The sequence below is a fragment of the Neisseria sp. Dent CA1/247 genome (genome assembly GCF_022870825.1).
Taxonomy (GTDB): domain Bacteria; phylum Pseudomonadota; class Gammaproteobacteria; order Burkholderiales; family Neisseriaceae; genus Neisseria; species Neisseria zoodegmatis.
In genome coordinates, this window is sequence record NZ_CP091522.1 from 739,351 (window position 1) to 765,600 (window position 26,250).

Annotated in this window: 26 protein-coding genes, 3 tRNA genes and 2 pseudogenes; 19 read left to right on the top strand and 12 right to left on the bottom strand. The window is 46.8% G+C overall.

Features of this window, described 5'->3' with window-relative positions:
• Positions 1 to 164 precede the first annotated feature (164 nt).
• Entirely contained in the window at positions 165 to 1,232 is a 1,068-nt protein-coding gene (locus tag LVJ85_RS03595) for a type II toxin-antitoxin system RnlA family toxin (RefSeq protein ID WP_244741535.1), read from the top strand.
• 1 nt (position 1,233) lies between these two features.
• The gene (locus tag LVJ85_RS03600) at positions 1,234 to 1,542 is read left to right on the top strand and encodes a type II toxin-antitoxin system RnlB family antitoxin (protein ID WP_244741537.1); all 309 of its coding nucleotides are present in this window, start codon (positions 1,234 to 1,236) and stop codon (positions 1,540 to 1,542) included.
• Between the two features lie 30 nt (positions 1,543 to 1,572).
• On the opposite strand, the gene LVJ85_RS03605 is transcribed toward LVJ85_RS03600, so the two are convergent.
• The 4 genes from LVJ85_RS03605 to LVJ85_RS03620 all read right to left on the bottom strand — a co-directional run bounded on the left by LVJ85_RS03605 (position 1,573) and on the right by LVJ85_RS03620 (position 5,604).
• Positions 1,573 to 1,896, bottom strand: a complete 324-nt coding sequence (locus tag LVJ85_RS03605) for a cupin domain-containing protein (RefSeq protein ID WP_244741539.1) — start codon at positions 1,894 to 1,896, stop codon at positions 1,573 to 1,575.
• Positions 1,897 to 2,040: 144 nt separating this feature from the next.
• Positions 2,041 to 3,084 (bottom strand): alcohol dehydrogenase AdhP, encoded by a 1,044-nt coding sequence (gene adhP, locus LVJ85_RS03610; RefSeq protein WP_004282692.1) that lies wholly within the window; start codon positions 3,082 to 3,084, stop codon positions 2,041 to 2,043.
• Between the two features lie 245 nt (positions 3,085 to 3,329).
• Complete coding sequence (locus LVJ85_RS03615) at positions 3,330 to 4,124, bottom strand: Cof-type HAD-IIB family hydrolase (protein ID WP_244741541.1); 795 nt, start codon at positions 4,122 to 4,124, stop codon at positions 3,330 to 3,332.
• Between the two features lie 142 nt (positions 4,125 to 4,266).
• Positions 4,267 to 5,604 (bottom strand): 3'-5' exonuclease, encoded by a 1,338-nt coding sequence (locus tag LVJ85_RS03620; RefSeq protein WP_244741543.1) that lies wholly within the window; start codon positions 5,602 to 5,604, stop codon positions 4,267 to 4,269.
• 164 nt (positions 5,605 to 5,768) lie between these two features.
• Between LVJ85_RS03620 and LVJ85_RS03625 the strand changes: the two genes are divergently transcribed.
• Together LVJ85_RS03625 and LVJ85_RS03630 are read left to right on the top strand one after the other, a co-directional pair.
• Positions 5,769 to 5,845: transfer RNA gene (locus tag LVJ85_RS03625), tRNA-Arg, on the top strand.
• Between the two features lie 14 nt (positions 5,846 to 5,859).
• Positions 5,860 to 5,934, top strand: a tRNA-Glu gene (locus LVJ85_RS03630).
• A gap of 225 nt (positions 5,935 to 6,159) precedes the next feature.
• Here LVJ85_RS03630 and LVJ85_RS03635 read toward each other — a convergent pair.
• Positions 6,160 to 7,185: a L,D-transpeptidase family protein gene (locus LVJ85_RS03635; RefSeq protein WP_244742994.1), complete on the bottom strand. Its 1,026-nt coding sequence runs from the start codon at positions 7,183 to 7,185 to the stop codon at positions 6,160 to 6,162.
• A 142-nt stretch (positions 7,186 to 7,327) separates the two neighbouring features.
• On the opposite strand from LVJ85_RS03635, the gene rlmD reads away from it, so the two are divergent.
• The 9 genes and pseudogenes from rlmD (at position 7,328) to msrAB (ending at position 15,849) form a co-directional block, all read left to right on the top strand.
• Positions 7,328 to 8,659 (top strand): 23S rRNA (uracil(1939)-C(5))-methyltransferase RlmD, encoded by a 1,332-nt coding sequence (gene rlmD / locus LVJ85_RS03640; RefSeq protein WP_244741545.1) that lies wholly within the window; start codon positions 7,328 to 7,330, stop codon positions 8,657 to 8,659.
• 175 nt (positions 8,660 to 8,834) lie between these two features.
• The gene (locus LVJ85_RS03645; RefSeq protein WP_244741548.1) at positions 8,835 to 10,295 is read left to right on the top strand and encodes a 23S rRNA methyltransferase; all 1,461 of its coding nucleotides are present in this window, start codon (positions 8,835 to 8,837) and stop codon (positions 10,293 to 10,295) included.
• A 26-nt stretch (positions 10,296 to 10,321) separates the two neighbouring features.
• Positions 10,322 to 11,416: a response regulator gene (locus tag LVJ85_RS03650; RefSeq protein ID WP_244741550.1), complete on the top strand. Its 1,095-nt coding sequence runs from the start codon at positions 10,322 to 10,324 to the stop codon at positions 11,414 to 11,416.
• A 21-nt stretch (positions 11,417 to 11,437) separates the two neighbouring features.
• Positions 11,438 to 11,974 carry an ATP/GTP-binding protein gene (locus LVJ85_RS03655; RefSeq protein WP_085362799.1) on the top strand — a complete coding sequence of 179 codons (537 nt, stop codon included), beginning with the start codon at positions 11,438 to 11,440 and terminating at the stop codon, positions 11,972 to 11,974.
• A gap of 1 nt (position 11,975) precedes the next feature.
• The gene (locus LVJ85_RS03660; RefSeq protein ID WP_085362800.1) at positions 11,976 to 12,617 is read left to right on the top strand and encodes a peptidase M23; all 642 of its coding nucleotides are present in this window, start codon (positions 11,976 to 11,978) and stop codon (positions 12,615 to 12,617) included.
• A 75-nt stretch (positions 12,618 to 12,692) separates the two neighbouring features.
• Positions 12,693 to 13,055, top strand: a complete 363-nt coding sequence (locus LVJ85_RS03665) for a roadblock/LC7 domain-containing protein (protein WP_085362801.1) — start codon at positions 12,693 to 12,695, stop codon at positions 13,053 to 13,055.
• 118 nt (positions 13,056 to 13,173) lie between these two features.
• Positions 13,174 to 13,249, top strand: a tRNA-Asn gene (locus LVJ85_RS03670).
• Positions 13,250 to 13,386: 137 nt separating this feature from the next.
• Positions 13,387 to 14,028 (top strand): annotated as a pseudogene (locus tag LVJ85_RS03675) (IS1595 family transposase).
• A gap of 243 nt (positions 14,029 to 14,271) precedes the next feature.
• The gene (gene msrAB / locus LVJ85_RS03680; protein ID WP_244741552.1) at positions 14,272 to 15,849 is read left to right on the top strand and encodes a bifunctional peptide-methionine (S)-S-oxide reductase MsrA/peptide-methionine (R)-S-oxide reductase MsrB; all 1,578 of its coding nucleotides are present in this window, start codon (positions 14,272 to 14,274) and stop codon (positions 15,847 to 15,849) included.
• Between the two features lie 78 nt (positions 15,850 to 15,927).
• Here the strand turns inward: msrAB and LVJ85_RS03685 are convergent, their stop codons facing one another.
• The 3 genes from LVJ85_RS03685 to yegQ all read right to left on the bottom strand — a co-directional run bounded on the left by LVJ85_RS03685 (position 15,928) and on the right by yegQ (position 18,400).
• The gene (locus LVJ85_RS03685) at positions 15,928 to 16,506 is read right to left on the bottom strand and encodes a hypothetical protein (protein ID WP_244741554.1); all 579 of its coding nucleotides are present in this window, start codon (positions 16,504 to 16,506) and stop codon (positions 15,928 to 15,930) included.
• Between the two features lie 64 nt (positions 16,507 to 16,570).
• Positions 16,571 to 17,032, bottom strand: a complete 462-nt coding sequence (dtd, locus tag LVJ85_RS03690; RefSeq protein ID WP_244741556.1) for a D-aminoacyl-tRNA deacylase — start codon at positions 17,030 to 17,032, stop codon at positions 16,571 to 16,573.
• Between the two features lie 12 nt (positions 17,033 to 17,044).
• The gene (gene yegQ / locus LVJ85_RS03695; RefSeq protein WP_244741559.1) at positions 17,045 to 18,400 is read right to left on the bottom strand and encodes a tRNA 5-hydroxyuridine modification protein YegQ; all 1,356 of its coding nucleotides are present in this window, start codon (positions 18,398 to 18,400) and stop codon (positions 17,045 to 17,047) included.
• A 390-nt stretch (positions 18,401 to 18,790) separates the two neighbouring features.
• On the opposite strand from yegQ, the gene LVJ85_RS03700 reads away from it, so the two are divergent.
• From LVJ85_RS03700 to LVJ85_RS03710, 3 genes are all read left to right on the top strand, one after another.
• Positions 18,791 to 19,540, top strand: coding sequence for an amino acid ABC transporter permease (locus tag LVJ85_RS03700; RefSeq protein WP_244741561.1), 750 nt, complete (start codon positions 18,791 to 18,793; stop codon positions 19,538 to 19,540).
• 196 nt (positions 19,541 to 19,736) lie between these two features.
• A complete protein-coding gene (locus LVJ85_RS03705; RefSeq protein ID WP_244741563.1) occupies positions 19,737 to 21,041 on the top strand; it encodes a phosphatase PAP2/dual specificity phosphatase family protein in 1,305 nt (434 codons plus the stop codon).
• A complete protein-coding gene (locus LVJ85_RS03710; protein ID WP_244741566.1) occupies positions 21,041 to 21,502 on the top strand; it encodes a hypothetical protein in 462 nt (153 codons plus the stop codon). Before LVJ85_RS03705 ends, LVJ85_RS03710 begins: the two co-directional genes overlap by 1 nt.
• Positions 21,503 to 21,516: 14 nt before the next feature.
• Here the strand turns inward: LVJ85_RS03710 and LVJ85_RS03715 are convergent, their stop codons facing one another.
• Complete coding sequence (locus LVJ85_RS03715) at positions 21,517 to 21,864, bottom strand: hypothetical protein (protein WP_115133786.1); 348 nt, start codon at positions 21,862 to 21,864, stop codon at positions 21,517 to 21,519.
• Between the two features lie 185 nt (positions 21,865 to 22,049).
• Positions 22,050 to 22,238: a zinc-finger domain-containing protein gene (locus LVJ85_RS03720; RefSeq protein WP_085362806.1), complete on the bottom strand. Its 189-nt coding sequence runs from the start codon at positions 22,236 to 22,238 to the stop codon at positions 22,050 to 22,052.
• A gap of 392 nt (positions 22,239 to 22,630) precedes the next feature.
• On the opposite strand from LVJ85_RS03720, the gene LVJ85_RS03725 reads away from it, so the two are divergent.
• The 3 genes from LVJ85_RS03725 (at position 22,631) to LVJ85_RS03735 (ending at position 24,735) form a co-directional block, all read left to right on the top strand.
• Complete coding sequence (locus LVJ85_RS03725; RefSeq protein WP_244741568.1) at positions 22,631 to 22,993, top strand: lipopolysaccharide assembly LapA domain-containing protein; 363 nt, start codon at positions 22,631 to 22,633, stop codon at positions 22,991 to 22,993.
• Positions 22,994 to 22,999: 6 nt separating this feature from the next.
• Complete coding sequence (gene lapB / locus LVJ85_RS03730) at positions 23,000 to 24,169, top strand: lipopolysaccharide assembly protein LapB (protein WP_244741570.1); 1,170 nt, start codon at positions 23,000 to 23,002, stop codon at positions 24,167 to 24,169.
• Positions 24,170 to 24,243: 74 nt separating this feature from the next.
• Positions 24,244 to 24,735: a DUF4375 domain-containing protein gene (locus LVJ85_RS03735; RefSeq protein WP_244741572.1), complete on the top strand. Its 492-nt coding sequence runs from the start codon at positions 24,244 to 24,246 to the stop codon at positions 24,733 to 24,735.
• A 62-nt stretch (positions 24,736 to 24,797) separates the two neighbouring features.
• Here the strand turns inward: LVJ85_RS03735 and LVJ85_RS13425 are convergent.
• Together LVJ85_RS13425 and LVJ85_RS03740 are read right to left on the bottom strand one after the other, a co-directional pair.
• Positions 24,798 to 24,977: pseudogene (locus tag LVJ85_RS13425) on the bottom strand (signal peptidase); the annotation flags it as partial.
• Between the two features lie 67 nt (positions 24,978 to 25,044).
• Positions 25,045 to 26,235 (bottom strand): NRAMP family divalent metal transporter, encoded by a 1,191-nt coding sequence (locus tag LVJ85_RS03740; RefSeq protein WP_244741574.1) that lies wholly within the window; start codon positions 26,233 to 26,235, stop codon positions 25,045 to 25,047.
• Positions 26,236 to 26,250: the final 15 nt, after the last annotated feature.

Genomic DNA, 26,250 nt, shown 5'->3' on the forward strand with positions numbered 1-26,250 from the left:
AATGATGCTGTATCTTGCTATGTTATTTGTACAATCTTCGACTTGTTGCTTTGTATCAAAAATAAGTTTATTTGTTATAATTTACAGAAGTAAAATTGTGATAGTTTAGGTGAATTTACAATTTTCACTATAATTTTAAATTTATTTCAAGGGGTAAAGAATATATGAGTAACGAGTTTACTAAATTAAACCTAGATCAATCTGGCATTGAAAATTGTCTATCTGAATTTTGCAGCCAACATAATATGTCTTATAAAGAGCTACCCAATTCAGGTAATCAATCACGGTTTGAAATTTCAAAGCCCGGGCAGGAACTTGCTACTATTATTTTCTTCTTCAGAAACGATGGCACAACAACTATTCAACATAATCAAGGAAAAAATCCTGAATTGAGTTTGCAAGTTGCCCAATACGTTAAAAGTAAGTTATGTAATGAAGCTGTCAAGTCTTTGAATTTAGCAATCGCAGGAATTAATCAAGAATGCTTTAGTGCAATTTATGAGGAAATTTCAAAACTCAGTGAATCCAATGATATTTGCATTCAATCATCAGCTATTAATGGGGGAATCTTGTATCAACTGCATTCTCAACAATATCAAGATAGACTAAATTTAAGTTATTATGCAGAATCATGTAAATTATTAATTCAGGGAAAACCTCTATCTTGTTATAAAGTAGTGGCATATGCACTCTCCTATGCTTTAGATACAGATACACTTGGTAAAATTTTATATAAAAAAGACGATGCAGATGCAATTATTGCAAGGCCTGAAGTAGCAAAAGAATACCTAAGGAACGTATTGCCAAAATCATTTGCTAAATTGCCTACAGCAATAAGTGATTTATTAGTATCTAGTTATTGTGTTAGATTTGCCTCACCCCAATTACCTGAATATTCTTTACTTACTTATGCAGAATTACGAGCATTAGAAGGTATCATTAAAGAGCAATTATCTAGACAAGGTTTTTCACCCCTACCAAGGTTTATTGGTGAACTTTTTGACGAAATGCACAATCCAAATAAATGCATATTAAAATCAAGTGAAATTGAACGTTTTAATGGTTCAAATTTACCAGCAATTGAAGCTGCATATACTTATTACAAAAAAAGACGACATTCGATTTTTCATATGGACGAGATGGTAGAAGCTAGTGCAAAGATTGAGTCCCTCCAAGAAGCTATTAATATTTGTAATAAAGTATATGAACTAATTGAAAATATATTTGAATGAAATGTTTACTATTGAAAAAATAACAACTCAGTCTGGACATGATTGGGTTGTTTGCTCAGGAATAGATTATGTAAATCCTTTTTCTCTATTAAAAGAGATCAAGGAAGAATTGTTGCAATCTTCTTTTATCCCTCCTGTTGATGTTCTCTTTGACCTATACCAGACCAATGGCAATGGGTCGAACCGTTTTGTTAAAATTCGATTCGATGGGAGTAATTTTATTCGAAGTACATTTACAATTATCCCCCAGCAAAATTTAGATCGTGAGCTACTAAAGCATCAAGAAAAAGTTATGCAATATTATGCCTAGCAACGTATTTAACAATCTATTTTATGTAAACTATTTTATATAAAACACCGCCAACCAAACTGTTGCTTCCTCTTGATCCGTCATCATCACCCTATGCTTACAATGCGCCGGAATATGCACATAATCCCCGGCTTGCAGGCTGATTTCTTTGCCGTTTTCAAAACCCAACACCGCGCTTCCTTGCAATAAAACCACCCATTCGGCTTCATCTTGGTCGTACCAACCTTCTTCGGGCGAGGATTGTCCATATGAAACGATGCGCTCGACGCGGATATTAGGCGTGCGCAAGATGTCTTCAAAGGTTTCTATATCGGTGCGTTCGGGCAGCGGGTGGAAGATATTGTGCTTGTTCATGGAGGCTTCCTGTTTTCAGACGGCCTGATGATTGTGTGGGGATTTCGTTCGATTGGCAAAACAAGTTGCTGAAAAGAAACAATGCCTGCTTGAAAATAGATTCAGGCAGGCATGGTGTGTTAAAGATGTGGGGGAAACGTTTGTTTAGTGATGCGTGCAGCCGCAGCTTTTCTTCATGTCGATAACCATACGGCCTTGGATTTTACCGTCGCGCATTTCTTGGAAAATGTCGTTGGTTTCGTCGAGCGTACGGGTTTGTACGACAGGAACGACAATGCCTTCCGCGCCGAATTGGAATGCTTCTTCCAAGTCTTTACGCGTGCCTACCAGCGAGCCGACGATTTCGATGCCGTCCAACACGATGCGGGGGATGGATAAATCCATGGTTTCGGGCGGCAAGCCGATGGCTACGACGCGTCCGCCTGCCCGCACGCAGTCTACGGAAGAGTTGAAGGCCGCACGGGAAACGGCGGTAACGACTGCGGCATGTGCGCCGCCGACTTTTTCCTGTATCACTTTGGCTGCGTCTTCTTTGGCGGCGTTAATCACGATGTCTGCGCCCACTTCTTTCGCCAAAGCCAGTTTGTCGTCGTTGATGTCGATGGCGATCACATGTGCGCCGAACACTTTTTTAGCGTATTGCACACCCAAATTGCCCAAACCGCCGGCGCCGTAAACGGCAATCCATTGTCCGGGGCGGACGCCGGAAACTTTGATGCCTTTATAAGTGGTTACGCCTGCGCAGGTAATGCTGCTGGCTTGGGCAGGGTCTAAGCCGTCGGGTACTTTAACGGCATAATCGGCATCTACGATACAGTGCGTGGCCATGCCGCCGTCGGCAGTATAGCCGGCGTTCAATACGGTGCGGCAAAGGGTTTCGCGACCGGTATTGCAGTATTCGCACGAACCGCAGCTTTTATACAGCCAAGCGATGCTGACGCGGTCGCCTTTTTTGAGACGGGTTACGCCGGGAGCGGTTTCGGTTACGATACCGATACCTTCGTGGCCGAGTACGCGGCCGGGTTTTTGGCCGTAATCGCCGGCGGCAACGTGCAAGTCGGTATGGCACACGCCGCAATATTCTACTTCTACCAATGCTTCGCCGTTTTCAAGAGGGCGGATTTCGCGTTCGATAATTTCTACGTTACCGTTGCTGTCGGGGGTGACCACTGCTGCTTTCATTTTCATGATGCTTCTCCTGATTGGGGTGGACGGATGAAAGACGCGCCGGTTTGATGTCAGACGTGAAACCGGCCTCGTCTTGATTGATAGCATATGAAAGAAGTATGCGCCTGATTTTGAGTGGAAGTCAAATGATTTTCATTCTTAAGTTGTTGAAATTAAAATAAAAATGTTATGTTATAACAATTATGGAGAGTGTTGGGTTGGCCGGTTTGAAGGGTGTTTTGACGTAAGTAGACAATGAGTAAGCCTTATTCAATCACGCCTAATGCTTTCAAGCCTTTGTATATGCCGTCTTCTTCTACTGTCGGGCAAATGTAGTCGGCAACGGCTTTCAAATCGGGATGGCCGTTGCCCATCGCAACGCCGAATCCTACAGCTTTCATCATTTCGATGTCGTTCAAACCGTCGCCGAAAGCCATAACGTCTTGCATATCGATGCCTAATTTTTGTACGGCTTTGGTAATCCCGCGCGCTTTCGAGCCTTCGGCGTTGAGAATATCGACGGCCTGCTCGTGCCAACGCACGGTTTTATAGCCGTAGCGGGTGGCGATATCCGCGATTTCCTGTTCGCGTGTTGCATCATAAAAAGCCAGCATTTGAAACACTTCGTTTTTTTGGAAAAATGCTTTATCGACAAGCGGTTCGGGAAAGATGTGTTTGAGTGTTTCTTCCACCAGCGGGGTGAGGGCGGATACGGCGATATTGTCGTTGGATACAAAAGCATAGGCGATATTTTGCCCGTCTAAGTAGTTGCATAGGGTTTCAATAACTGCGCTATCCAAAGGGCACTTGTCGATGACTTCGCCGCGGTAGCGGATAAACTGGCCGTTGATGGTTAGCAGCAAATCCATGCCGGCATCTTCTGCAAGCGCACGCACTTTGGCAGGAATGGCGGCGTAGGGGCGGCCTGTGGCTATGGCGGTAAGAATACCGCGTTGTTTGAGGGCTGCCACGACTTGTTGTACGGAAGGTCTGAGGGTGTCGGTATATTTGCGGTATAAGGTGTCGTCTATGTCGAAAAAGATGATTTTGGGGTTGTTCATGGTTATCTTTCGGCCGGATATTTAATGGGGCGGCTAAAACGGGAATGCTTGGGTTTTTAAGGTTTGGTATGTCTTATAGGCCGTCTGAAAACGAACTTGTGGGCTTCGCTAAATGGTTTTGGCAAAGTTCACGAGTTCGTTTTCAGACGGCCTTTATGATGTGAACTGTGTTTTTGCCTGATTTGAATTTTTCTTTGAGCAGTGCGGGCAAGGTATGGTCGAAATACCAGCGGCCGTCAGGCAGTTCCAACGCGCCGCCTTCGCAGTTCAAAACAATTTCTCGGCCAGAAAGGGCGTCTGATTCTACAACCTCCACTTTTCGGGCTTTTCCCCAGTCGGCTACGGGTAAAGAAGGTGCGTGTTCAAGGATTTTGCGGTTTTGGGTTTCGATGCCGTTTTCAGTGTGGCAATGTCCGCTGCAACGGCCGATTTCCTGAACAGGGCAGGGAACATTGTGTGCGTGCGTGGTCGGCAAAATATTGAGTGAAGAGGGGCAAAGCCCGTATTCGTTTGCCCACGCCGTTAATGCCCGTTTGGCGGATTTCTTGTGAAGAAACAGTCCGGTAGGCGGATGAGTCATGCAGCCGTTGCTTAAAGAAACAATCTTGGCTTGCAAGCGCGAGCATTCGTCGGTCGTGAATTGCACGGTTAGATAATGACTGCTTTTTTCAGACGGCCTCGAGGCATGTTCTGTTGCCAATTGCGCTTTTTGATACAGAGCATGCAGTTTGCCCAAAGCGGGGATGAATTGTATATCGCTGATTTCGCGTATGAACGGCACGCTTTCTTGGTTTTGCAAAGAAGCGGCGATTTCGGAAAAAGCTTTTTCATGCACATGCATGCTTGCCGTGTTGCCTTTTTTGTCGCGCCATATTGAAACGCCATAGCTGTCCGGCAGAGCGTAAATTTGTTGGGAAAGCGCGGCAGGGAGCCATGCAGGCAATATTTTGGGTTGGATGAGGGAATGGAAGTGGCGTTCCCATTCTTCCGTTCCTTTTTGCGCTAGGCTTTTTTCCAAAAAATCAGCCAACGCCATAACGTCGGTCATCGCCCGATGCCGTTGTGCCGCATCAATATCGAATCGCTGAATAATGCTGTCGAGGTTGTGTTTGTGAAATTGAGGGTAGAGACGGCGGGAAAGTTGCACGGTGCACAAAGTTGGCGCGGCAAAACTCACACCGATTCTTTGGAACTCGTGGCGGAGGAAAGTGTAATCAAAGCGGCTGTTGTGGGCGATTAATAAAGTGCCGCGCAACAAAGGCAATAATGTATCGGATAAATCAGCAAAAGCAGGCGCATCGGCAACCATAGCGTTATCAATGCCGGTAAGCGCGGTGATAAATTGGGAAATCGACTGTTTGGGGTTTACCAGCCATTCGTAACGCTGAATCATTCCGTTTTCAAAACGCAGCACGGCAATTTCAGTAACACGGTCTGCATATAAATTCCCGCCCGTGGATTCAAGGTCAACAATAGCCACGGGTATCTTGAAATCGGAAAAATATGCCGCTAATTGCGGCCAGCGTGAAGCTAGATCCATCATTACTTTTCGAGTAAATTCAAAAATAAAGCAATATTCTACACTTTTTTGTTTCAAAATGCTTGACAGTAAATGGCCGCCTAAATATAATTCAAATCTTTCTCGCACCCGTAGCTCAGTTGGATAGAGTATCTGGCTACGAACCAGAGGGTCGGGCGTTCGAATCGCTCCGGGTGCGCCAGAAAACACTTTTCCGCGCCCATCGTCTAGCGGTTAGGACATCGCCCTTTCACGGCGGTAACCGGGGTTCGATTCCCCGTGGGCGTGCCAGATTTGATATGGCTCTTGCTAATTTTGGCAAGAGCCATATTTGTTTTGTTGTTAGATCTTTGTGATGCTGTTGTTCCACTAAATTTTAGTGGGAAGCACTATGAGCAAAATAATAAAAAAGAGGGATAAACAATCCCTCTTTTTTTATTGGTACAACAGACAGAATTTTCAAAAGCCATTCATTGAGTGATTTAAAGCATTGGTAACGCTGTTAAATCCAAAGTATCAAAACAAAGTGTCGGTCGGCTCTGTAAAATCTTGTCTAACTCCGTTTTTAGGAGTTAAGGGTTGTGGAGATTGGCCATTTGTTACTTTCTCAGGTAAATCTTTCTTTGCGTTTTGAGCCGGTTGTGTAGATGGCTGATCATTTTTAGGTGTTTGTGATGGAGTGGTGCTTTCGGCATCCACTTCAATTTCAGTACCCGGAGGAAGTATTTCGTCTTTAGGCTTCGGTGGTTCTACCGGAATAGCTTTTGGTTTGGTGGGTAGCGCAGAGCCTGTTGTCCATGCTATCGATTTCAAAGGTGCTTTCATTTTTACACTTTGTTTGCAGGTTAGGCAGTTGGGCGAACCGGTTCGGTTTTTAAGAATGGCTGCAACCCGCTTGGGATTAACAGATTTACCGTGCGCTTTAACCCACGCATTGATGCTTTTACGTAAGACTTCGGCATCTAGATTTTTTTGGTTATAGGGGTCGCGATATACTGCGAGCCATAGGTGGTTATTTGCATCCACATTTAACGTGGCCATCTGATAAACCACTGAAACGGGTGAGCCGCTATGGATGGTTTTTGCAAACTCGAGGGCGTCGGGCGATTTCATGCGTACACAGCCGTGACTACGCACTCCGGGTACGCTGGCAGGAGCGTTGGTGCCGTGAATGCCTAGACCGAGTTTGGGATCACCCATGCGCACAAAAACAGGCCCTAAGGGATTCTGAGGTCCGGGAGGAACGGTTTTAACGCCATCGCCGCGTTCTTTTTGAATGCTTTTAGGGATGTGCCACGTCGGATTGAAGGCTTTTGCTCCAATTTTATGTTCGCCCAAAGTGGTTTGGGTGGCTGCTTTCCCTACTGCAACCGGATATGCTTTTACCAATTTACCGTCGTTAAAAAGAAACAGGCGTTGTTGCGGAATATTGATAATGACGTGCTGACCGCTGGCTACAGGGGAGGCATCGGGTATAGGTGTATTGGCTGCGGCTGTTGCGCAGAATATGGTGCAAATAAGGCTGAAGTTGATTCTTTTCATTAAAATTACTTGTGGAGTTATTCGGTAGCAGGGATAAACCATACTGTTATCGGTAATTCCAAATGGGAAACGAGTGTAATATCTAGAAATTTTTCTAGAGTATTATTCTGTATGGATTTATATTTCTGAATTTTTTAAAGTTATGGATAATACTACTGAATTGGAACACATAGCAGAGGTTTTTGCTTTAGATTACGAAGGGCGTGGTGTTGCAAAGATAAATGGTAAGACGGTTTTTATTGAAGGCGCATTACCAACCGAGCGGGTATCCTTGGTAATCAAGCGAGAAAAAAAGCATTTCAGCGAAGCAAGAGTAGTTAATGTCCTGCGTCCTTCCGTCGAGCGGGTTCAGCCTAAGTGTAGTTATTTTGATACATGTGGAGGATGTGTGCTGCAACATGCATCAGCAAAATCACAGGTTGCATTTAAGCAGAGAATTTTAGAGGAACAGCTGGAAAAAATAGGTGGCGTGAAACCGGATGAGTTTATGCCGCCTATTTATGGTTTGGAATGGGCTTATCGAAATCGGGTGCGTTTCAGTATTTCGACCGATGATCGAAATTCTTTGATAATGGGCTTTAAAGCTAAGCACAGTCATAATGTCATTGATATTGAAAGCTGCTCAATTTTGCCCAAGTCGGTTTCAGATATTTTGCCTAGACTGAAGGCAGTATTGCAAAAAATAGTTAAGATAAATGGAAAAATTAACTATATAGAATGTTTTGTTGGGGAACGCGTAACAGTTTTGAATGTCTGTATGCAGGAAGCGTTGAAGAGAGAGACAAAAGAGCTGTTAAAAGATTTTTCAGACGGCCTTAATCAATCGAGTAATTGTTTTTGGCAGCTTTGGGTGCAAATTAATAAAGAAGCAGCCTTCCCTTTTTATCCGGATTCGGCTCCAATACTTAGTTACGGTTTACCTGAATATGGCATTACTATGCCTTTCCTTCCTGGAGATTTTACTCAGGTTAATATGCAGATGAATGCCTTAATGATCAATCGAGCGTTGGTTTTAATGGATGTTCAGAAAAATGAGCGGGTAGTTGATTTATTTTGCGGATTGGGTAACTTTACGCTTCCTATGGCAAAAAGTGGTGCGCAGGTGGTTGGTATTGAAGGAGCTGATTATCTTGTTCGTAGAGCTTCCAAAAATGCTTGTCTAAATAAGTGTAATAATATTATTTTTAAACAGGCAGATTTATTTAAAACGGATCAGGCTACTGTTGCGAGTTGGGGAAGGTTTGACAAAATGCTGCTCGATCCGCCTAGAAGTGGAGCTTATGCACTGGTGAAATCTTTGCATAATCCATATTTACCAAAAAGAATAGTGTATGTTTCATGCAATCCATCAACGCTTGCGAGGGATGCGGCTGTGTTGGTCGGTAAAGGTTATCATTTTAAATCAGCCGGTGTTATGAATATGTTTGCCCAAACAGCACACGTTGAAGCTATGGCGTGGTTTGAGTTGCATTAATGCAATTGGCAATGATGATAAAATAGGTTGTTGATGTAATAATCGGTTAAATCATGTTATCATGAAGCCCTTAAGGGGGCAGTATGGCTTAATTATGCTTTAAGCTTGAATTTATTTAATTCAGATAAACTATAGTAAGCTGTCAAGATATATTAGACGCATCGGGAGATATCCTTTGGATTATTCACATTTTATTATATTACTGCTATCTGCGTTGCTCATCTTATTGTTTGTACGCTATAAACAAAGCGCTGGGAAAAAATCCTCAAAGCACAAAAATACGCGTTCAAGCGGACAGAGACGGCATGTTGATAAGTCAGAACAATCACCATCATCTGGCGGCGACTGGATGGATCAGGTCAGCCAATCTGTGTCAGAAAGTGATAATCAAGATTGGGGATGGGATGGAGGCGCAGCCTCAGAAGCGGCAACTGCAGCAGTTTCCGCGCAAGAAGTCGATCCTCTCACTGAATACCAAGTTTATAAGCAGTTTGGCTACGAAACTAAGGCTGCTGCATCTTTGGCAAGTTATTTAAATAACTTAAAAGATGGAGCGCCCGAGAAATTAGTGCATGAGTTGATAGGGCTCAGCTTGCGTACTAATGATATTGACTTGTTATTCGATGCGCTGGATAAGTACGGCAGTATTTTAACCGAAGAAAATTTAGCTGAGTATGTTAAAGCAGGTTTAACGGCCAATCCTACTCATCTTCCTCTTAGGGTTATGGCTGAGAGCCGTTTGGGATGGGGAATGCAGGAGGTCTCACGTATCATCGGTGAGAAAACAGGTTTTGAAGATATTCAATCTGATTCAACTGCGCCATCTTTAACGATTAATACTGTTAATGCCCAAGCTCATGGTAATTCAAGTGTACTTTCTCGTAATCCTTTGGTTACTGGAAATAAAGATTTGGACAAGGTTAGCAGTGAAGAAATGGGAGCGGTGATAGGCTTTGTTAAGCCGGAGAAAAGTGCAAGAATCTTGAAAGGAAAAGTGGATTACCAAACTGCACTGCACCAATATAATAAAGCTATTCAAAAATCTTCTAAGCCTGCAAGTTTAATCATTGACGCTCTCAAACTTGACTATCAGCACGAAGAAGTAAACCAATTTGCCAAACATTTGTGGAAGCTTTACTACTCTTTGGGACAGTATGGTCGTCAAGTGAAAGAAAGAATGTTGGGCTGGGGTTATAGTCTGGGCTATCACGAAGTATTCGACGATTTAGAAAAGGGGCCGTCTGAACAAAAAGTTCGTGAAATAGGCTTGGAACGTGGTTATTTAGAACCAACTTCACTACAGTTGAAGTCTAAATATCGTGACTTAGTCCAAAAAAACTCTTCGCTCATCAGTGAAAATTCTTCTCCTGCGGAAGAAGCAATTAAAGAGGTTGAGTCTCTACTGATGTATGGACAATTGGAACAAGCCATTGGCACGTTGGAGCAAGCTGTTTTGCAATATCCGCAAGAATCTCAACTGTATGTGATGTTGTTTGATTTGTATGAACGTGCAGAAGATTGGTCTAGATTGGAGCAATTCTTACGTTTGCTCAGAGAAAGGGTAGCAAGCTTGCCAGAAGAGGTAGTATTGGCTATGAGTCAACTTTTGCGTCGTGTAAATCAACATTCTAAATAACAATATTTTTTAAGAGCACTCTAATAATGGATAATTTATTACCTAAAGTAAAAACAGTGCGGATTCTGCTGCAGGATATGGGGGCGCAGCAGGAGGCGGTATTCCGTATGGCATTCAAAATGCACAATACTACCAATTATGAAATAGTACAGTCGGATTCAGGGGAACAGCCGGATTTGGTTTTGGTTGATACCGATACAGAGCAAGGGGTTGCGAATTGGGAAAAGTTAAAGGAAACATACGACAAGATTCCTGTTGTAATGTTCTCAACTAAAGAGCCAAAAGTTACTACTCCATATCTTGCTAAACCTATTAAGTTTGATACGTTATTTCCCATCTTAAGAAGCCTTTCCCAAGGCGGTAATATCTTTGAAGCAAAGGAAAAGACTGAAGCTGAAGAGGATAATTCGCAATCAAACGGGTCAAGAAAGGCGACTGTTCGCCGTTTCAATCCACAAAGAGGTTTGCTTGGTGCTTTGAAATTTGCAAGCCAAGGGCACCAAGATATAGCTGTTTTACATGAAGGAAAACCAGTTATTATTGTTTTCCCCAGTATTCAAAGAGTATTGCTTACAGTAAGTGCTTCGGAGCTTGAAAAGCTAAGCAAGGATGATAATTTGGCAGTGGTGTGTAAGGCAGTGCCTGATAATCCCCAATGGAAAGAAAAAGCTAAAGTTACGATAATGTCTTGTTTATGGCAAATGGCTATTTGGACTGCTCAAGGTCGGTTAATTTATCCAATGACACCTCAAACAATTTTTACTTTGAAGCGTTGGCCTAACTTAACCCGTTTGGCGCCTGTGCCTGAATCTATGCGTCTTTCTGCATTTCTGACTAAAACTTCAGTTAATCTCAATATTCTTTATAAGGTTATGCCATTAGAAATGCCAGATATTCTTAACTATTTAGCTGCTACTCATGTAACTGGTTTTTTGGCTGTTGACACTGAATTTTCAGATGAAAGCAAGCATGCTAACGTTACAGGGGAAAAAGTTAATGTTGGCGGTGATGTACCCGATAATCAGATGACAAGAGATGCAGAAAAAGCTGTTAGTCCTTCAGCAGAACAACCGCGAAGCTTGCTACAGAGATTGATGCGTAAGTTAATCGGTAAGAAATAATATATAAGAGGTAATGACAAAATGAAGGAAAATAAAATTATTTTTACCGGTCCTGTAGGCGTAGGCAAAACAACGGCTATTTCAGCCTTATCTGATGAACCACCTGTGCAGACAGATGCGGATGCATCTGATATGACTCTGGTTAGGAAGGGATATACGACTGTTGCCATGGATTATGGTGTTATTCGCTTGGATGAAGAGACTAAAGTTCATTTGTATGGAACTCCCGGGCAGGAACGCTTTAATTTTATGTGGGAAATTTTAAGTCAAGGCAGTATGGGTTTGATACTGTTGTTGGATAATACGAGAACAAATCCATTAAAAGATTTGCAATTTTTCTTAGATGCTTTCCGTGAATTGCTAAAAACTGCTCCCTTAGTGGTAGGGGTGACCAAAATGGATATCCGTTCATTACCCGGAGTTGATGTATATCAAAAATATTTAGCTCAGAATAATTTTAATGTACCGGTCTTTGAAATTGATGCACGTAGAGAGGATGATGTTAAACAATTGGTTACTGCGATGCTCTTCTCAATTGACCCGGGATTAGAGGTATAAGATGGAATCTACACTTTCTTTACAATCGAATTTGTACCCTAAAATTACTCCGGCTGGTGCGTATTATGCAGTTTCAGGTGATACAGCCAGCGCGAGCCGAACCCTCCTTTATGGTCTTTTACGTGCAGACCCAAACGAAACCATCAGTAGTGATAAGCTGATGAAATGGGCCGAAACAAATGACTTTGAGAGCGCACTTAATTTACTTTACAGATTACAACGTCTTGAATTTTTGTATGGTGATGAAAGTGTTGGCAATGAAGATTTAAATCTGTCTGATGAGCAGCTCCCTGAATTATTGGCTAAGTTGTCTAATTCGGGCAAAGCATTGTTGGCCGACGAAAACGGTTTGTATTTCGCTAATGCTGGTTTTCATCATGAAGCTGCAGAAGAAGTAGGTATTCTTGCGGGAGAAATTGCAGAAGTAGTTGATAGACATCAATTATTGATCAAGAATAATCTTCATATCCATCATAGTGCGTGGGGCATTTGTGATCCATCTGGCCAGAGTGAATTAACTTTTTTCCCTCTATATATTGGCATGAGTAAACTGATCTTGGTTATTGGTGGAGTTCCTGATTTAAATAAGGAAGAATTTGTTACCTTAGTAAAGGTATTACATAACCGCTATGGCAAATATTAAGAATTAAAAAGCCAAGAGATTTTTTACTTTGCGTTTATTATAAGTATATTGATATTATATTAATGGAATAAGAACATGCGTGAACAGTTATTAATTTCAGTATTAAGCGATTTAAATAATACGTCAACCGATATTACAGCATCAGCTGTTATTTCTACGGATGGTTTGCCAATTGCAACCTTGTTGCCCAATAATCTTAATGCTGATCGCGTAGGCGCAATGTCTGCCACGCTGTTGGCGTTAGGTAATAGAGCAGTGCATGAATTGGCGTGTGGTGAATTAGATCAGGTGATGGTAAAAGGAACGCATGGATATGTTTTGCTGAGCCAAGCTGGAAATAGTGCAGTTCTTGCACTGATGGCACGTGAGAGTGGTAAATTAGGGCTAATCTTATTAGACGCTAAACGTGCTGCAAAACATATTGCAGATATTTTATAATCGATTTAAATAAAATTTAATTGTCACTTTGTAAATAGCTTATTTGTAAATTATAAGGTGACGATAGTTGGATTTTTATTTGACAAGAATTTAATTTACTAATATAATTTATAGCTATTCCCCGATAGCTCAGTCGGTAGAGCGACGGACTGTTAATCCGCAGGTCCCTGGTTCGAGCCCAGGTCGGGGAGCCAAATAAATCAAGAAACAAGCCGCAAGAAATTGCGGCTTGTTTTGTTTTTAGACGTTTGGTAAACGTTTTCAATGTTAATAAATTCAACGTTAATAAAAATTAGCTGTCATAGACTAGTAGTCATGATAGGCTGTCAAAATGAGAATAACCCACTGCAAAACTTACCGTAACAAGAAACAAATAAAATTCTTGAATATTTTGTATTCGAAATAATTGCACATTTGGCTGCCGATATTTTGGGTATTCAGCCCAATACAACCATTCTCTTTGGTTGCAAAATCCGTCTCGTTATAGCCATCATTTAGCTTTGGAAGCAGATCAGGTTTTTGAGTGAGATGTAGAGTTAGATGGGAGCTATTTCGGTGGTAAGCGTGAAGTAAATCGCGGTAGGGGTGTAGCGGGTAAGGTAGTGGTTTTCGGTGTCCTCAAATGTGGGGGTAAAGTTTTACGGTCGTAGTGAACAACGCTAAAAAAGAAAGTATATTTCCTGTTATTTCAGAGAAAATCATGCCTGACAGCGTAGGTTGCATGGATTGTTTAAGCAGTTGCGACGTACCGGATATCAGCGTTTTTTGCTACCACCGGATAAATCACAATAAGTCATTTGCTGAACGACAAAACCACATCAACGACATTGAGAATTTTTGGAATCAGGCGAAACGTATCTTATGCAAATACAGCGGGATTAACCGGAAGTCTTTTTCTCTGTTCTTGCAAGAATGTGAGTTTCGTTTTAATTGTGGAATATCAAAGCAGCAGTTAAAAATCCTGCGGCTTTAGTGTGATGTTTTGAGCCAATCGGCTTCATTCTCTAAGCTATTTAGTAATTTCTTCGCTATAGTTATTTGATACAACTTAGTATGTGTTTTTAGCAGTTTGCTTGGAGATTCACAGAAGTATATAAAAATAACGTATTGTCACTTTTTAAAATTTTCAAACTAAAACATTTCTTAAAATCTACCGTGTAAGAATTTCCCTCCTTGTTCGTCTTCTTTATAAAATCCCTATCAACAGGAGGAAGTGATGAAAACCAAAAAGCATGGGGGCTGGAAAATTTTTGCCCTAATCGCCGTCATTGGCGCCGGTGCATCTGTTTTATTGCCGCAAACACAATCCGCGGCCGCTGCGCCCGTGCCGCAAGTACTGCAAAAGCTGCACGACACTCACGGTAAACCCGCCGGAAACTATCTGAAAAAAGACAAACCCACGCTGATTAAATTCTGGGCAAGCTGGTGTCCGCTGTGTTTGTCCGAGCTGGGGCACACCGAGGCATGGGTAAAAGACAGCCGTTTTCAGACGGCCAATCTGATTACCGTGGCCTCTCCGGGCTTTCTCGGCGAGAAAAAACCGGGCGAATTCCAGCAATGGTATGCCGGCCTCAACTATCCTAAGCTGCCGGTGATTGCGGATGAGGGTGGTACAATCGCCAAAAGCCTGAATATCAGCGTTTACCCTTCATGGGCGGTGCTCAACAAAAAAGGCGAAGTCGCCCGCATCGTTAAAGGCAGCATCAACGAAGCGCAGGCATTGGCATTGATAGACAACCCCGATGCCGACATAGGCCGTCTGAAAACCCAGTTTTACAAACCGAGCGACAAGAAAAAGGAATCTGCTGTGATAAACACCAAAACCATTTATCTGGCCGGAGGCTGCTTCTGGGGCTTGGAAGCCTACTTCCAACGCATTCCCGGCGTTGTAGACGCCGTATCCGGATATGCCAACGGCAAAACCGATCATCCCTCTTATGAAGACGTGGTCTACCGCGATACCGGCCATGCCGAAACCGTGAAAGTAAGCTACGATGCCGACAAGCTCAGCCTCGACGATATCCTGCAATACTATTTCCGCGTAATCGACCCCACCAGCCTCAACAAACAAGGCAACGACCGCGGCACGCAATACCGCACCGGCGTTTACCACACCAATCCTGCCGAAAAAGCTGTTGTAGAAGCCGCCTTGAAAAAAGAGCAAACCAAATACAAACTGCCGCTGGTGGTAGAAAACCTGCCTCTGAAACATTTCTATGAAGCAGAGGAATACCATCAGGATTACCTGATCAAAAACCCCAACGGCTACTGCCACATTGACATCCGCAAAGCCGACGAGCCGCTCCCCGGCAAAAGCGCGCCGAAAACCGAAAAAGGTTTTAATGCCGCCACTTACCGCAAACCGAGCGACGAGGAACTGAGACGTACATTGACCGACGAGCAATACCGCGTTACCCAACAAAGCGGCACCGAGTATGCCTTCAGCCACGAATACGACCATCTGTTCGACCCGGGTATTTATGTGGATGTCGTTAGCGGCGAGCCCCTGTTCAGCTCTGCCGACAAATACAACTCCCACTGCGGCTGGCCGAGCTTCACCCGCCCGATTGAACAAGCAGCCGTTACCGAACACGACGATTTCAGCTACAACATGCGCCGCATCGAAGTGCGCAGCCGTGCCGCCGATTCACACTTAGGCCACGTGTTCCCCGACGGCCCGAAAGACAAAGGCGGTTTGCGCTACTGCATCAACGGTGCCAGCCTGCGTTTCATTCCGTTGGATAAAATGGATGCCGAAGGCTATGGTCATCTGAAATCAAGCGTGAATCGTTAATACGCTTTTAAACGAGTAACAGGCCGTCTGAAAATTTTCAGACGGCCTGTATTTATATTCAATGCCCTTACGCTTACATTATGGGAGGAGATAACCTTTTTTCTGCAAATCGCCCAAGCAATTGACTACAACATCTTTTGTAACGGCAAAAAAAGCGTGCTGTAAATTCTTTTGCGGAATCATGCCGATAGGGGCGGCTCTGGCACCGATATTCGATACGATGGCATGGTCGAATTCGGCCTTGCTTAATTCCTGATTGCCGTGCGCGTAGCTGCATATAAATGTGTAGTCGTCACGAACCGTGTTTCCTGCCAGTCCAAAAGTTATACCGGTTCCGATGCCGTTTTCGATAGCGTTTTTCATATTAACGATGTTATTTGCGTGAATCTTCAATGTTGCTTCTGATTGGGGAGCGGAAACGGCGACTTTGGTTTCATTCAGTGCTTGATTGACTGCTTGGGTCAGCTCCAGTCTTGCAGGCGGTAAGGGTTTGCCGTTTCTGGTAAATTCGGTTTCCAGTTTTAAAGCATGAGGACGTTCAGGTACTTTTAAATCGCTGGTTTTGTATTTCTGATATCCATCGGAAATATAAGGTTTGGGAGTAAAAGAGCATGCCGACAAGAAAAATACCAAAGCCGGTAACCATAATTTATTCATGTATTGACTCCGCTTTCTTTGAAGGTTTGGGAACACATAAACCGAAAGTTTTATCGTTTAACGCTCAAAATAGTTTCTTAGAATCCAGCAACAGCGTTACCGGCCCGTCGTTGCACAAATCTATCTGCATGTGCGTTTGGAAACGGCCGGTTTCGACTGTAATGCCGTGTTTTCTGAGTAAATCCGTTGCATATTCATACAGACGGTTGGCGGATTCGGGTTTGGCGGCATTGGAAAACGAAGGTCTGCGACCGTTTCTGGCATCGGCATACAAAGTGAATTGGGAAACCAGCAAAATCGCTCCCCCCGTATCTTTTAAAGACAGATTTAATTTGCCTGCTTCGTCTTCAAAAATACGCAGGTTGGCAATTTTGTCGGCAATATATTGCGCATCGGCTTCGGTGTCGCCTTCGCCGACGCCCAGCAACACCATAAAGCCGTGGTTGATAGACCCTGTAATGTCGCTACTGTCGGCTTCAATCACTTTTACCTGAGCGCGGGTTACTTTTTGAATCACAGCCCTCATGATGCACCTGTTTTAAGGATTCATAATCCGCGCAATCAAGGCCTTATCTTTACCCTGCATGTTCGGAATCTTCACCTGAATACCGTTGCCGGGCGCGGCATCCACCGCTTCGCCTTTGCGGGTCATGGCTTCCAGCACCAGCGTTTGGTTGCCTTGCGGGTGGATGATTTCAATGGTGTCGCCCACGGCAAAACGGTTTTTCACTTCCACCGTCGCCCAGCCGTCGGCGTCGATTTCGGTAATTTGACCGACAAACTGACTTTGTTTGGCCAGCGAATGACCGTGCAGGTAGTTTTGGTATTCCTGCGTTTGATGACGCTCCAAAAAGCCCGAAGTGTAGCCGCGGTTGGCCAAGCCTTCGAGTTCGGCCAACAGGCTGTAATCAAAGGGTTTTCCGGCTACGGCATCATCAATCGCTTTGCGGTAGGCTTGGGCGACGCGGGCAACGTAGTAAACCGATTTGGTGCGGCCTTCCACTTTGAGGCTGTCCACGCCGATTTCGGTCAGCTTGGCGATTTGCTCGATGGCGCGTAAGTCTTTGGAGTTCATGATATAGGTGCCGTGCTCGTCTTCCATAATCGGCATCAGCTCGCCCGGGCGGTTGGCTTCTTCAATCAGGAACACTTTGTTGGCTTCGGGATGGCGGACTTGGCCGTTGATGCCTTCAAACGCGGAATTGGCTTCTTCCTGCGCTTGGTTGAAATTGAAGCCTTGTAACAATTTGGCATCGCCCATTTCGTCGGTTTCGGTATCGTGTACTTTGTAGTCCCAGCGGCAGGCGTTGGTGCAGGTGCCTTGGTTGGGATCGCGGTGGTTGAAGTAGCCGGAAAGCAGGCAGCGGCCGGAGTAGGCGATGCACAATGCGCCGTGTACGAACACTTCTAGTTCGATATCAGGGCACTCTTGGCGGATTTCGGCGATTTCTTCCATGCTCAATTCGCGCGAGAGGATAATCCGCTCCACGCCGATTTTTTGCCAGAATTTCACTCCCCAATAGTTGGTGGTGTTGGCCTGCACGGAAAGGTGAATCGGCATTTCCGGCCATTTTTCGCGCACCTGCATAATCAAGCCGGGGTCGGCCATAATCAGCGCGTCGGGCTTCATGGCAATCAGCGGCTCCATGTCGGCCATAAAGGTTTTCAGTTTGGAGTTGTGCGGCAAGGTGTTGACGGTAAGGAAGAATTTTTTGCCGCGTTCGTGTGCTTCGCGGATACCTTGTTCCAGCACCGGCAGTTTGGCGAATTCGTTGTTGCGGGCGCGCAGGGAGTAGCGAGGGCTGCCGGCATAAACGGCATCGGCGCCGAAATCGTAGGCGGCGCGCATGCGTTCGAGACCGCCGGCGGGAAGGAGGAGTTCGGGTGATTTCATGATGTGTTGTTTGCTTTTAAAAATAAAATGTTTCAAACAGTTAGGCCGTCTGAAACATGAAATGGACAAGGTGCGGGATTATCCGCTTTTTCCTTCTGTAGGTCAATTTTGAACTAGGCTGCCCGGGCTTTTCAGACGGCCTGTTCCCATTCCTTGCATGAGGCCGTCTGAAAAGCTTTTACGGTTTTTTGTTTGAGTGGTAGGGCGGGAATTTTGTATTTTTTTGGGGTTTGAGCGTAATCGTTATATGTCTTGATGGAGAAGCGGCGGAAGAGGCCGTCTGAAATAAATCATTTCAAGATGTGTATTTTCTTGTAAAATACTTGGCTTCGTCCGGCGTTTGCGTGATGCCGGTTTTCTCTTTCCCTTGAATATATTTAGAGCGGGCGCATGAATTTTCGTTTCGACATTATCCTTGAATATCGCGAGATGTTCATTTACGGTACGTTGACCACGCTGGGATTGACGATTGCAGCCACATTGGGCGGCACGGTTTTGGGTCTGTTCGGTGCTTTGGCGCGGTTGATGCGTTTTGAAAAAGGCAATGTGTTTGCCCGCGCGTTTGCTTGGCTTTTACGTACAGCATCGCTGGTGTATGTGACGCTGTTCCGCGGTACGCCGTTATATGTACAGATTTTTATTTGGTATTTTGTGTGGTCTGTGGCGTTGATTCATCCGACCGACGGTTGGTTGATCCGCGGAGATTTGGCCGTTGATCTGCGCCGCAATTACGGTGCGCTGATTGCGGGTGCCTTGGCTTTAACGGTGAACGCGGGTGCGTATATCACGGAAATTTTCCGTGCCGGCATCCAATCCATCGACCGCGGCCAAATTGAGGCGGCGCGCTCGCTCGGTCTGACTTATCCGCAGGCGATGCGTTATGTGATTTTGCCGCAGGCTCTGCGCCGTATGCTGCCGCCGTTGGCAAACGAATTTATTACGCTGTTGAAAGACAGCTCGCTGTTGTCGGCGATTGCGGTTACCGAATTGGCTTATGTGCAATCAACCATTTCCGGCCGCTATTCGATTTACGATACGCCGCTTTATACGGTTGCGTTGATTTACTTGATGTTGACCATGTGTTTGAGCTGGCTGTTTGCAACTTTGGAAAAACGCTACAACACTGCCGGACACCGCTAAGCAGCATTGCGGCGCAACAAATGAAGGCTGAGGCCGTCTGAAAAGCAGGGTAGGCTAAGGTTTGAATTTGCCTGCTTTAGAACACGAAGTGAGTTGTCAGTTTATAAATGAACATGCCCCCGAAGCCGGATGTTGCTGCGTTTCGGGGGTGTTTTATGTATGAAGGTTTGGAAAACACAACAGGCCGTCTGAAAATATGAAGCCCGCGTTTAAAACCACTTTAATCAAACTGTTGGCCGTAGGGGTGCTGTTTTACACCACCTACGGTTTTACCAACTGGTTCGCCGCACAACGCAGCGGCGTGCCTGAAATCGCTTTTGCTTGGGAGCACGGCATCCCGTTTTGGGCGTGGACCATCGTGCCGTATTGGTCGCTCAATGTGCTGTATGCGCTGGCGTTTTTTCTGTGCGCCGATACGCGCCGGCAAAACCGCTATATCGCGCAACTGCTGGCGGCGCAGGCATTGGCAGTAACGTGCTTTCTGCTGTTTCCCTTGCAGTTTGCTTGGCCGAAACCGCCGACGGACGGGCTTTCAGGCGGCCTGTTCGCTTCGTTGGCGGCGTTTGACCAGCCGTATAACCAAGCACCGTCGCTGCATATTATTTTGGTGCTGATTGTGGGGCGGTTTTATTGGTACCGCCTATCGAGGCGTTTTAGGGTAATTTGGGCGGCATGGTTTGCGTTAATCGCCGTATCGGTGTTAACCACATGGCAGCATCATTTCATCGACGTGCCCACCGGTTTGCTGGCCGGTGCGCTGGTGTTGTGGGCTTTGCCGTGGCGGGAGAACGAAGCGGCCGAATCGCCTTTGTGTGCGCGTATCCGTGTTTTCAGACGGCATCGTTTGTGGACGGGATTTTATCTGTTGCTCGCCCTTGTTTTTGCGGCGTTGTCGGCATTCGGCGGCGCGTGGCTGTGGCTGCTTTGGCCTGCCGCGTCCTGCCTGTTGGTGGCTGCTGCTTATGCACGTTTCGGCGCGGCTGCCATGCAGAAGCAGGAAAACGGCAAGCATACTTTGGCGGCGGCCTTGCTGCTGTTGCCGCACCGTGTCGGCGCTTATCTGAACATGCGGCTGTGGTTGCGCGGGCAGCCGTTAAGCGCGGAAGTGGTGCGGGGCACAGTGCATATCGGCAGCATGCTTGCGCTCGATAATTTTCAGACGGCCTTGGATGTGTGCGCCGAATTGCCTGTTAAGAGGCCGTCTGAAAACTATGTTTTCCTGCCCATGCTGGATATGGTGCCGCCGCCCGCCGTGGATTTGGCTCGAGCGGCGGATGTGCTGAACAAGCTGATTGAACGGAACTGTGCGCCGGTGCTGGTGTGTTGCGCGCTGGGCTACGGGCGCAGTGCGGCGGTGGTGCTGACTTGGCTGCTGAAATACGGCGGTTGCGCCGATTTGGAAAGTGCGTTAGCCGTTGTGAAGCAGGCCAGGCCGAAGATGGTGCTGCCGTCTGAAACCGAGGCGGCGGTGTTGCAGGCGGTTCAACACAGGGGCGGATAATGGAGAACGATAGAACGGCAGCACGTGTAACGGCTGCGTTGTTGGATTCGGCGAAAGTGTGTTTGCCGTTTAACCTGCTGTTTGCCGCCGTGGGATGTTGGCTGATGCGGGGATGGCCGGTGGTGCTGTGGTTGTTGTTGGCGCTGTTGGCTGCTTATTGGCATGTCCGCATTGCTTTTGACGCGAAGCTGTTCCGTCATTTTTCAGACGGCCTGCTGATGCCGGAGGAGCTGGACAAGGCATTGTTTGATTTGTCTTTGCGCAAACCAATGGCAGAAAGAAACATGCCAAGCCGCTGCCATGGTGCGGTGGGATTGTGGAAACGCTTATTGATGCTGACCGCCGTGCAGGGCGTGTGGTTGGCGGTGGTGTGTGTTTTAAAACCCGTTGATGCTTTAAAGGTCTCTGGCCGTCTGAAAATAAAGAACACAAAGGCGGAACGAATCCGCCTTGTATTGTGATGAAAACGCTGAAGTTAATCCACTTCGCGGTAAACCGTTACTTTGCCTTTGCGTTTCAGCGTGGCCCGGTCTTCCTGAACGTGCCAGCGGGTTGAGGCGTTGCTGTATTCGACACCTTTGGCCCATGATTGGATTTGCTTGAGCGTTTCGGTGGTGTTGCCTTCGCGCAGCTCGACCGTCAGCGGGCTGTGGTTGTTGTAGTAAACGGCGGTGAGCAGTTTGCCTTTATACGATTTGTAGTGGATGGTTTGGGATTGGGATTCGGCCACCACGGGAGCCGGTGCGTCGGGGCGGACGGCTTTTTGCGTACCGCAGGCAGCGCAGAATAAAATCGGTAAAATCAGAAAATATTTTTTTATCATGGCGTTGTAAGCGATAAGAATAATATCGGCATTATAAACGAAATGCCCGCTACATTTTCCCTGTGTTGTGAAAAAGCTGAAATAAATGAATAAAAAGAGACGCTTCGTGGCCGGGAGCGTCTCTTTCATTTTGGAACCGCAGCGTTCATATTACCGCTGCAAAGAGCGGCGGTTTGATGTTCGGATTAGTGATGGCCTTTGATTTCGCCTTCCAAACGGTAAACCGTGCCGCAGTAAGGGCATTCGACGGTGCCGTTGGATTGAATCGGCAGGAAAACACGCGGATGGCCGTTCCAAGATTCGTTTTTCGGGCCGGAGCAGTGCAGGGGCAGGTCGTGAGGGGTGATAACGATAGTGGCGTTTTGGTTGCTCATAGGGTTTCCTTTTTTATCATTTGGTGTGGCCGGCAGCCGCCGATGCCGGCGGGCAGTTGGATTTCCGCTGTTGAATCAATAGCCGACATGGTACGCCATGCCTGCTTAATTTTAAAGTGTCGGAAGCGGATTATAACCTTGAACAGAGCGTTTTACTGCCAAAGCGTTTCAAAATATCGGTATATCGGCGAACTTAGGCTGATATGGCCGAGCCTGTTTCAGGCCGTCTGAAAACAGGGATGGCGGCAGGAAAGGGCGCATGGTTATGCACGCGGCTTCGCGCTTTCTTTGCTATAAACGCGGCAAATCGTTTAAACTGTTAAATCTGCAACCGCCGCTTCAGACGGCCTGCTGTTTTCTACCTCAAGAATAATCAGAATACGGAGCATGTGATGAAAATCATTTCCGGCATTATTAAAATACTTATTTTATTGGTATTTTTAGTACTCGCTTTAAGCAACACCCAAACCGTTCAATTTTTCTATCTGCCCGCACAACCGCTTGAGTTGCCTTTGATTGTGGTGCTTTTCGGTGCATTCGTAATCGGTGCGGTATTCGGCCTTTTTGCTTTGTTTGGCCGCTTGATGACTTTGCGCAGTGAAAACAACCGCCTGCGCAGCGAAGTGAAAAAATCCGCCCGTATCACCGAGCAGGATTTGATTGTGCCTGCTGCGCCCGCAGCGCCCACTGCACCCGTAGCGCCTGCCGCGCCCTCCGTACCTGCATCTGCTCTGCCGTCTGAACGCAAGGAATAATCCGGCATGGAAAACGAACTTTGGATTCTGCTGCTGCCGATTATCCTGCTGCCGGTGTTTTTCGCGATGGGTTGGTTTGCCGCCCGCGTGGACATGAAAACCGTATTGAAGCAGGCCAAAACCGTGCCGGGCGGTTTTTACAAAAGCCTGGATGCGCTGGTGGACCGCAACAGCGGTAAAGCCGCGCGCGAACTGGCGGAAGTGATCGACCAGCAACCGCAGTCTTATGATTTGAACCTTACTTTGGGCAAGCTGTACCGCCAGCGCGGTGAGAACGACAAAGCCATCAGCATGCACCAAGCGCTGCTCGAATCGCCGGATACCGTGGGCGAAAAGCGCGACCGCGTGTTGTTTGAACTGGGACAAAACTACCAAAGCGCAGGCTTGGTGGATCGTGCCGAACAGATTTTCCTCGGTTTGCAAAACGGTAATATGGCCAAAGAAGCGCGGCAGGTGTTGCTGAGTATTTACCAGCAAGACCGCGACTGGGAAAAGGCCATCGAAATGGCGCAATTGTTGAGCCATGACGAGCAGACCTATCAGTTTGAAATTGCCCAATTTTATTGCGAACTTGCCCAAGCCGCGCTGTTTAAATCCGATTACGCCACAGCTTTGCAATATGTGGAAAAAGCGTTGGACGCCAATAAAAAATGTACCCGTGCCAACATGATTTTGGGCGACATCGAGCAAAAGCAGGGGCGTTTTGAAGCCGCCATCGAAGCCTATACCGCGATTGAAAAGCAAAACCACGCCTATTTGAGCATGGTGGGCGAGCGTCTTTATGATGCTTACGATGCGCTCGAGCGTGCGCAAGAAGGTTTGAACGTGCTCATCGGCTATATGCAGACTTTCCCGCAGCTCGACCTGATTAACGTGATTTACGAAAAATCACTGCTGCTCAACGGCGAGAGCGAAGCTGCGCAAACGGCGGTTGAGCTGGTGCGCCAAAAGCCCGATTTAAACGGCGTGTACCGTTTGCTGGGCTTGCAGTTGAGCAACTTGAATCCGGCATGGAAAGCCGATGCCGACATGATGCGCGCGGTCGTCGGCCGTCAGCTGCAAAAAGCCGTGATGTACCGTTGCCGCAACTGCCATTTCAAATCGCAAGCGTTTTTCTGGCATTGCCCGGCTTGCAACAAATGGGAAACCTTCACGCCCAACCGCATTGAAGTGTAATTTTCAGACGGCCTCGACAGTATGCAGTCAGGCCGTCTGAATTTTGTTTATCAGCTTTTTCACGAAATACCGCTATGTCCCAACACATTATCCATCTCGATGATTTCAATCCCGAAGATCCGGCCGGCTTTTTATACGCTTTGTCGGATGCGTATCTCGAATACAGCGAGTCTCACGGCATGGAGGCGCTCAACGACGAACAGCACACGCTGCTGGCGTATTGCTATCTCGACAGCCAAGTGCAGGAAGGCGGTTTTCTCCAACTGATTGCGGGCGGTTACGGCGAATATGTTTTTATGAACCCGCTGGCCGACAGCTTGCGCCGCTGGCGGATTAAGCCGACGCCGAAAATCATGGATAAAGCCAAAGCCCTGTATGCGGAACACGGTGCAGCGATTGAGCAGATGGCCGACGAAGAAGTGCCGCTGGACGATATCCGCGCGCAGTTCGGCATGTTTGAAGAGTTGGACGGCGATTACTACGAAGCCGCCGATGAGGACTTGGCCGCCGCCGCTTTGTATGTGTTGGCGAATCGGGATAAGTTTATGGTAATCGGGCAGGAATGAGGCCGTCTGAAAAAAATAGTGGTAATGTTGAGGGATTTAAATAACAGCTTTGTGTTGTAAGTTTGAGACCTTTGCAAAACCCTCAGATGTGGATGCAGTTCAAGGCGTAGCAGCGCAGCGAGTGCAGACATATCATATAGATAGGCAAACGAGCGAGCAGCGCACAACGCAGAAATGCGCCGCAGATGGGGGTTTTGCAAAGGTCTCAGTTTGTTTTGCTGCTGAATCCCGCCTTTCCCCAATCTTTAAGGCCGTCTGAAAATTTTTTCAGACGGCCTGTTTCATATACGCGGCTTTTAAAGATAAACGTTAACCCGCCAGCGAGCCGATGTATTTGATTAAGGTCATGCCGCTTAATACCGCCATGGCGACCACCACGATTAAACCGCACACCGTCATCCATTTCGGGTGTTTGTAGTCGCCGACGATATCCGAGCGGTAGGCCGCCAGCAGAGTCAGGCCGAGCGAAATCGGCAGAATCAGGCCGTTGAGCGTACCGACGAACACCAACACCTGCGCCGGGCGGCCGATGGTCGCCAACACAATGGTGGAAACCATGATGAATCCGATAATCCAAGCGTTGCGGTGTTTCTCGATATTGGGGCTGAAACCCGAAATAAACGACACCGAAGTGTAGGCCGCGCCGATTACCGACGTAATCGAAGCCGCCCAAATCACCACGCCGAAAATCAGCAGGCCGGCATGACCGGCAACGTGTTCAAACGGAGTGGCCGCCGGATTTTTCGGGTCAAGCTGAACGCCTTGCGACACCACGCCCAGCACGGCAAGAAACAGCACAACCCGCATGATGGAAGCAATCAGAATGGCCGAAACCGAGCTGCGGTTCACTTCGGGCAGCGATTCTTTGCCTTTCACGCCCGCGTCGAGCAGGCGGTGCGCGCCGGCAAAGGTAATGTAGCCGCCCACCGTGCCGCCGACCAAAGTTACAATCGCCACCGCATCCAGTTTTACCGGCACAAAAGTGCGCAAAGCCGCTTCGCCCAACGGCGGAGAAGCGCGCCACGCCACATAAACCGTCAAGCCGATCATGATAAAGCCCATCACTTGGGCGAATCTGTCCATCGCCTTTCCCGCCTCCCTAAACAGGAAAATACCCACGGCAACCGCGCCGCTGATGATCGCGCCCATTTCGGGGGAAAGGCCGGTCAGGATATTGATGCCCAAACCTGCGCCGCCGACGTTGCCGATGTTGAAAGCCAAACCGCCCATCACAATCAGCAGAGCCAAAAAATAGCCTGCGCCGGGGAAGACGCGGTTGGCGATGTCTTGGGCGCGTTGTTCGGATACGGCGATGATGCGCCAAATATTGAGCTGCGCGCCGATGTTGAGCAGTATCGACACCAAAATCACAAAGCCGAAACTGGCGAGCAGGCTTTGTGTGAACGTGGCCGTTTGAGTAAGAAAGCCCGGTCCGACTGCCGATGTGGCCATCAGAAAAGCGGCACCGATAAGGGCATTGCGGCGGTTGGTGTTTGACATAGAATTCTCCTTTGT

Coding starts and splice junctions, on each gene's coding strand:
- LVJ85_RS03595 (WP_244741535.1), top strand. CDS start 165: ATGAGTAACGAGTTTACTAAATTAAACCTAGATCAATCTGGCATTGAA.
- LVJ85_RS03600 (WP_244741537.1), top strand. CDS start 1,234: ATGTTTACTATTGAAAAAATAACAACTCAGTCTGGACATGATTGGGTT.
- LVJ85_RS03605 (WP_244741539.1), bottom strand. CDS start 1,896: ATGAACAAGCACAATATCTTCCACCCGCTGCCCGAACGCACCGATATA.
- adhP (WP_004282692.1), bottom strand. CDS start 3,084: ATGAAAATGAAAGCAGCAGTGGTCACCCCCGACAGCAACGGTAACGTA.
- LVJ85_RS03615 (WP_244741541.1), bottom strand. CDS start 4,124: ATGAACAACCCCAAAATCATCTTTTTCGACATAGACGACACCTTATAC.
- LVJ85_RS03635 (WP_244742994.1), bottom strand. CDS start 7,185: ATGAAAAGAATCAACTTCAGCCTTATTTGCACCATATTCTGCGCAACA.
- rlmD (WP_244741545.1), top strand. CDS start 7,328: ATGGATAATACTACTGAATTGGAACACATAGCAGAGGTTTTTGCTTTA.
- LVJ85_RS03650 (WP_244741550.1), top strand. CDS start 10,322: ATGGATAATTTATTACCTAAAGTAAAAACAGTGCGGATTCTGCTGCAG.
- LVJ85_RS03655 (WP_085362799.1), top strand. CDS start 11,438: ATGAAGGAAAATAAAATTATTTTTACCGGTCCTGTAGGCGTAGGCAAA.
- LVJ85_RS03660 (WP_085362800.1), top strand. CDS start 11,976: ATGGAATCTACACTTTCTTTACAATCGAATTTGTACCCTAAAATTACT.
- LVJ85_RS03665 (WP_085362801.1), top strand. CDS start 12,693: ATGCGTGAACAGTTATTAATTTCAGTATTAAGCGATTTAAATAATACG.
- msrAB (WP_244741552.1), top strand. CDS start 14,272: ATGAAAACCAAAAAGCATGGGGGCTGGAAAATTTTTGCCCTAATCGCC.
- LVJ85_RS03685 (WP_244741554.1), bottom strand. CDS start 16,506: ATGAATAAATTATGGTTACCGGCTTTGGTATTTTTCTTGTCGGCATGC.
- dtd (WP_244741556.1), bottom strand. CDS start 17,032: ATGAGGGCTGTGATTCAAAAAGTAACCCGCGCTCAGGTAAAAGTGATT.
- yegQ (WP_244741559.1), bottom strand. CDS start 18,400: ATGAAATCACCCGAACTCCTCCTTCCCGCCGGCGGTCTCGAACGCATG.
- LVJ85_RS03700 (WP_244741561.1), top strand. CDS start 18,791: ATGAATTTTCGTTTCGACATTATCCTTGAATATCGCGAGATGTTCATT.
- LVJ85_RS03705 (WP_244741563.1), top strand. CDS start 19,737: ATGAAGCCCGCGTTTAAAACCACTTTAATCAAACTGTTGGCCGTAGGG.
- LVJ85_RS03710 (WP_244741566.1), top strand. CDS start 21,041: ATGGAGAACGATAGAACGGCAGCACGTGTAACGGCTGCGTTGTTGGAT.
- LVJ85_RS03715 (WP_115133786.1), bottom strand. CDS start 21,864: ATGATAAAAAAATATTTTCTGATTTTACCGATTTTATTCTGCGCTGCC.
- LVJ85_RS03720 (WP_085362806.1), bottom strand. CDS start 22,238: ATGAGCAACCAAAACGCCACTATCGTTATCACCCCTCACGACCTGCCC.
- LVJ85_RS03725 (WP_244741568.1), top strand. CDS start 22,631: ATGAAAATCATTTCCGGCATTATTAAAATACTTATTTTATTGGTATTT.
- lapB (WP_244741570.1), top strand. CDS start 23,000: ATGGAAAACGAACTTTGGATTCTGCTGCTGCCGATTATCCTGCTGCCG.
- LVJ85_RS03735 (WP_244741572.1), top strand. CDS start 24,244: ATGTCCCAACACATTATCCATCTCGATGATTTCAATCCCGAAGATCCG.
- LVJ85_RS03740 (WP_244741574.1), bottom strand. CDS start 26,235: ATGTCAAACACCAACCGCCGCAATGCCCTTATCGGTGCCGCTTTTCTG.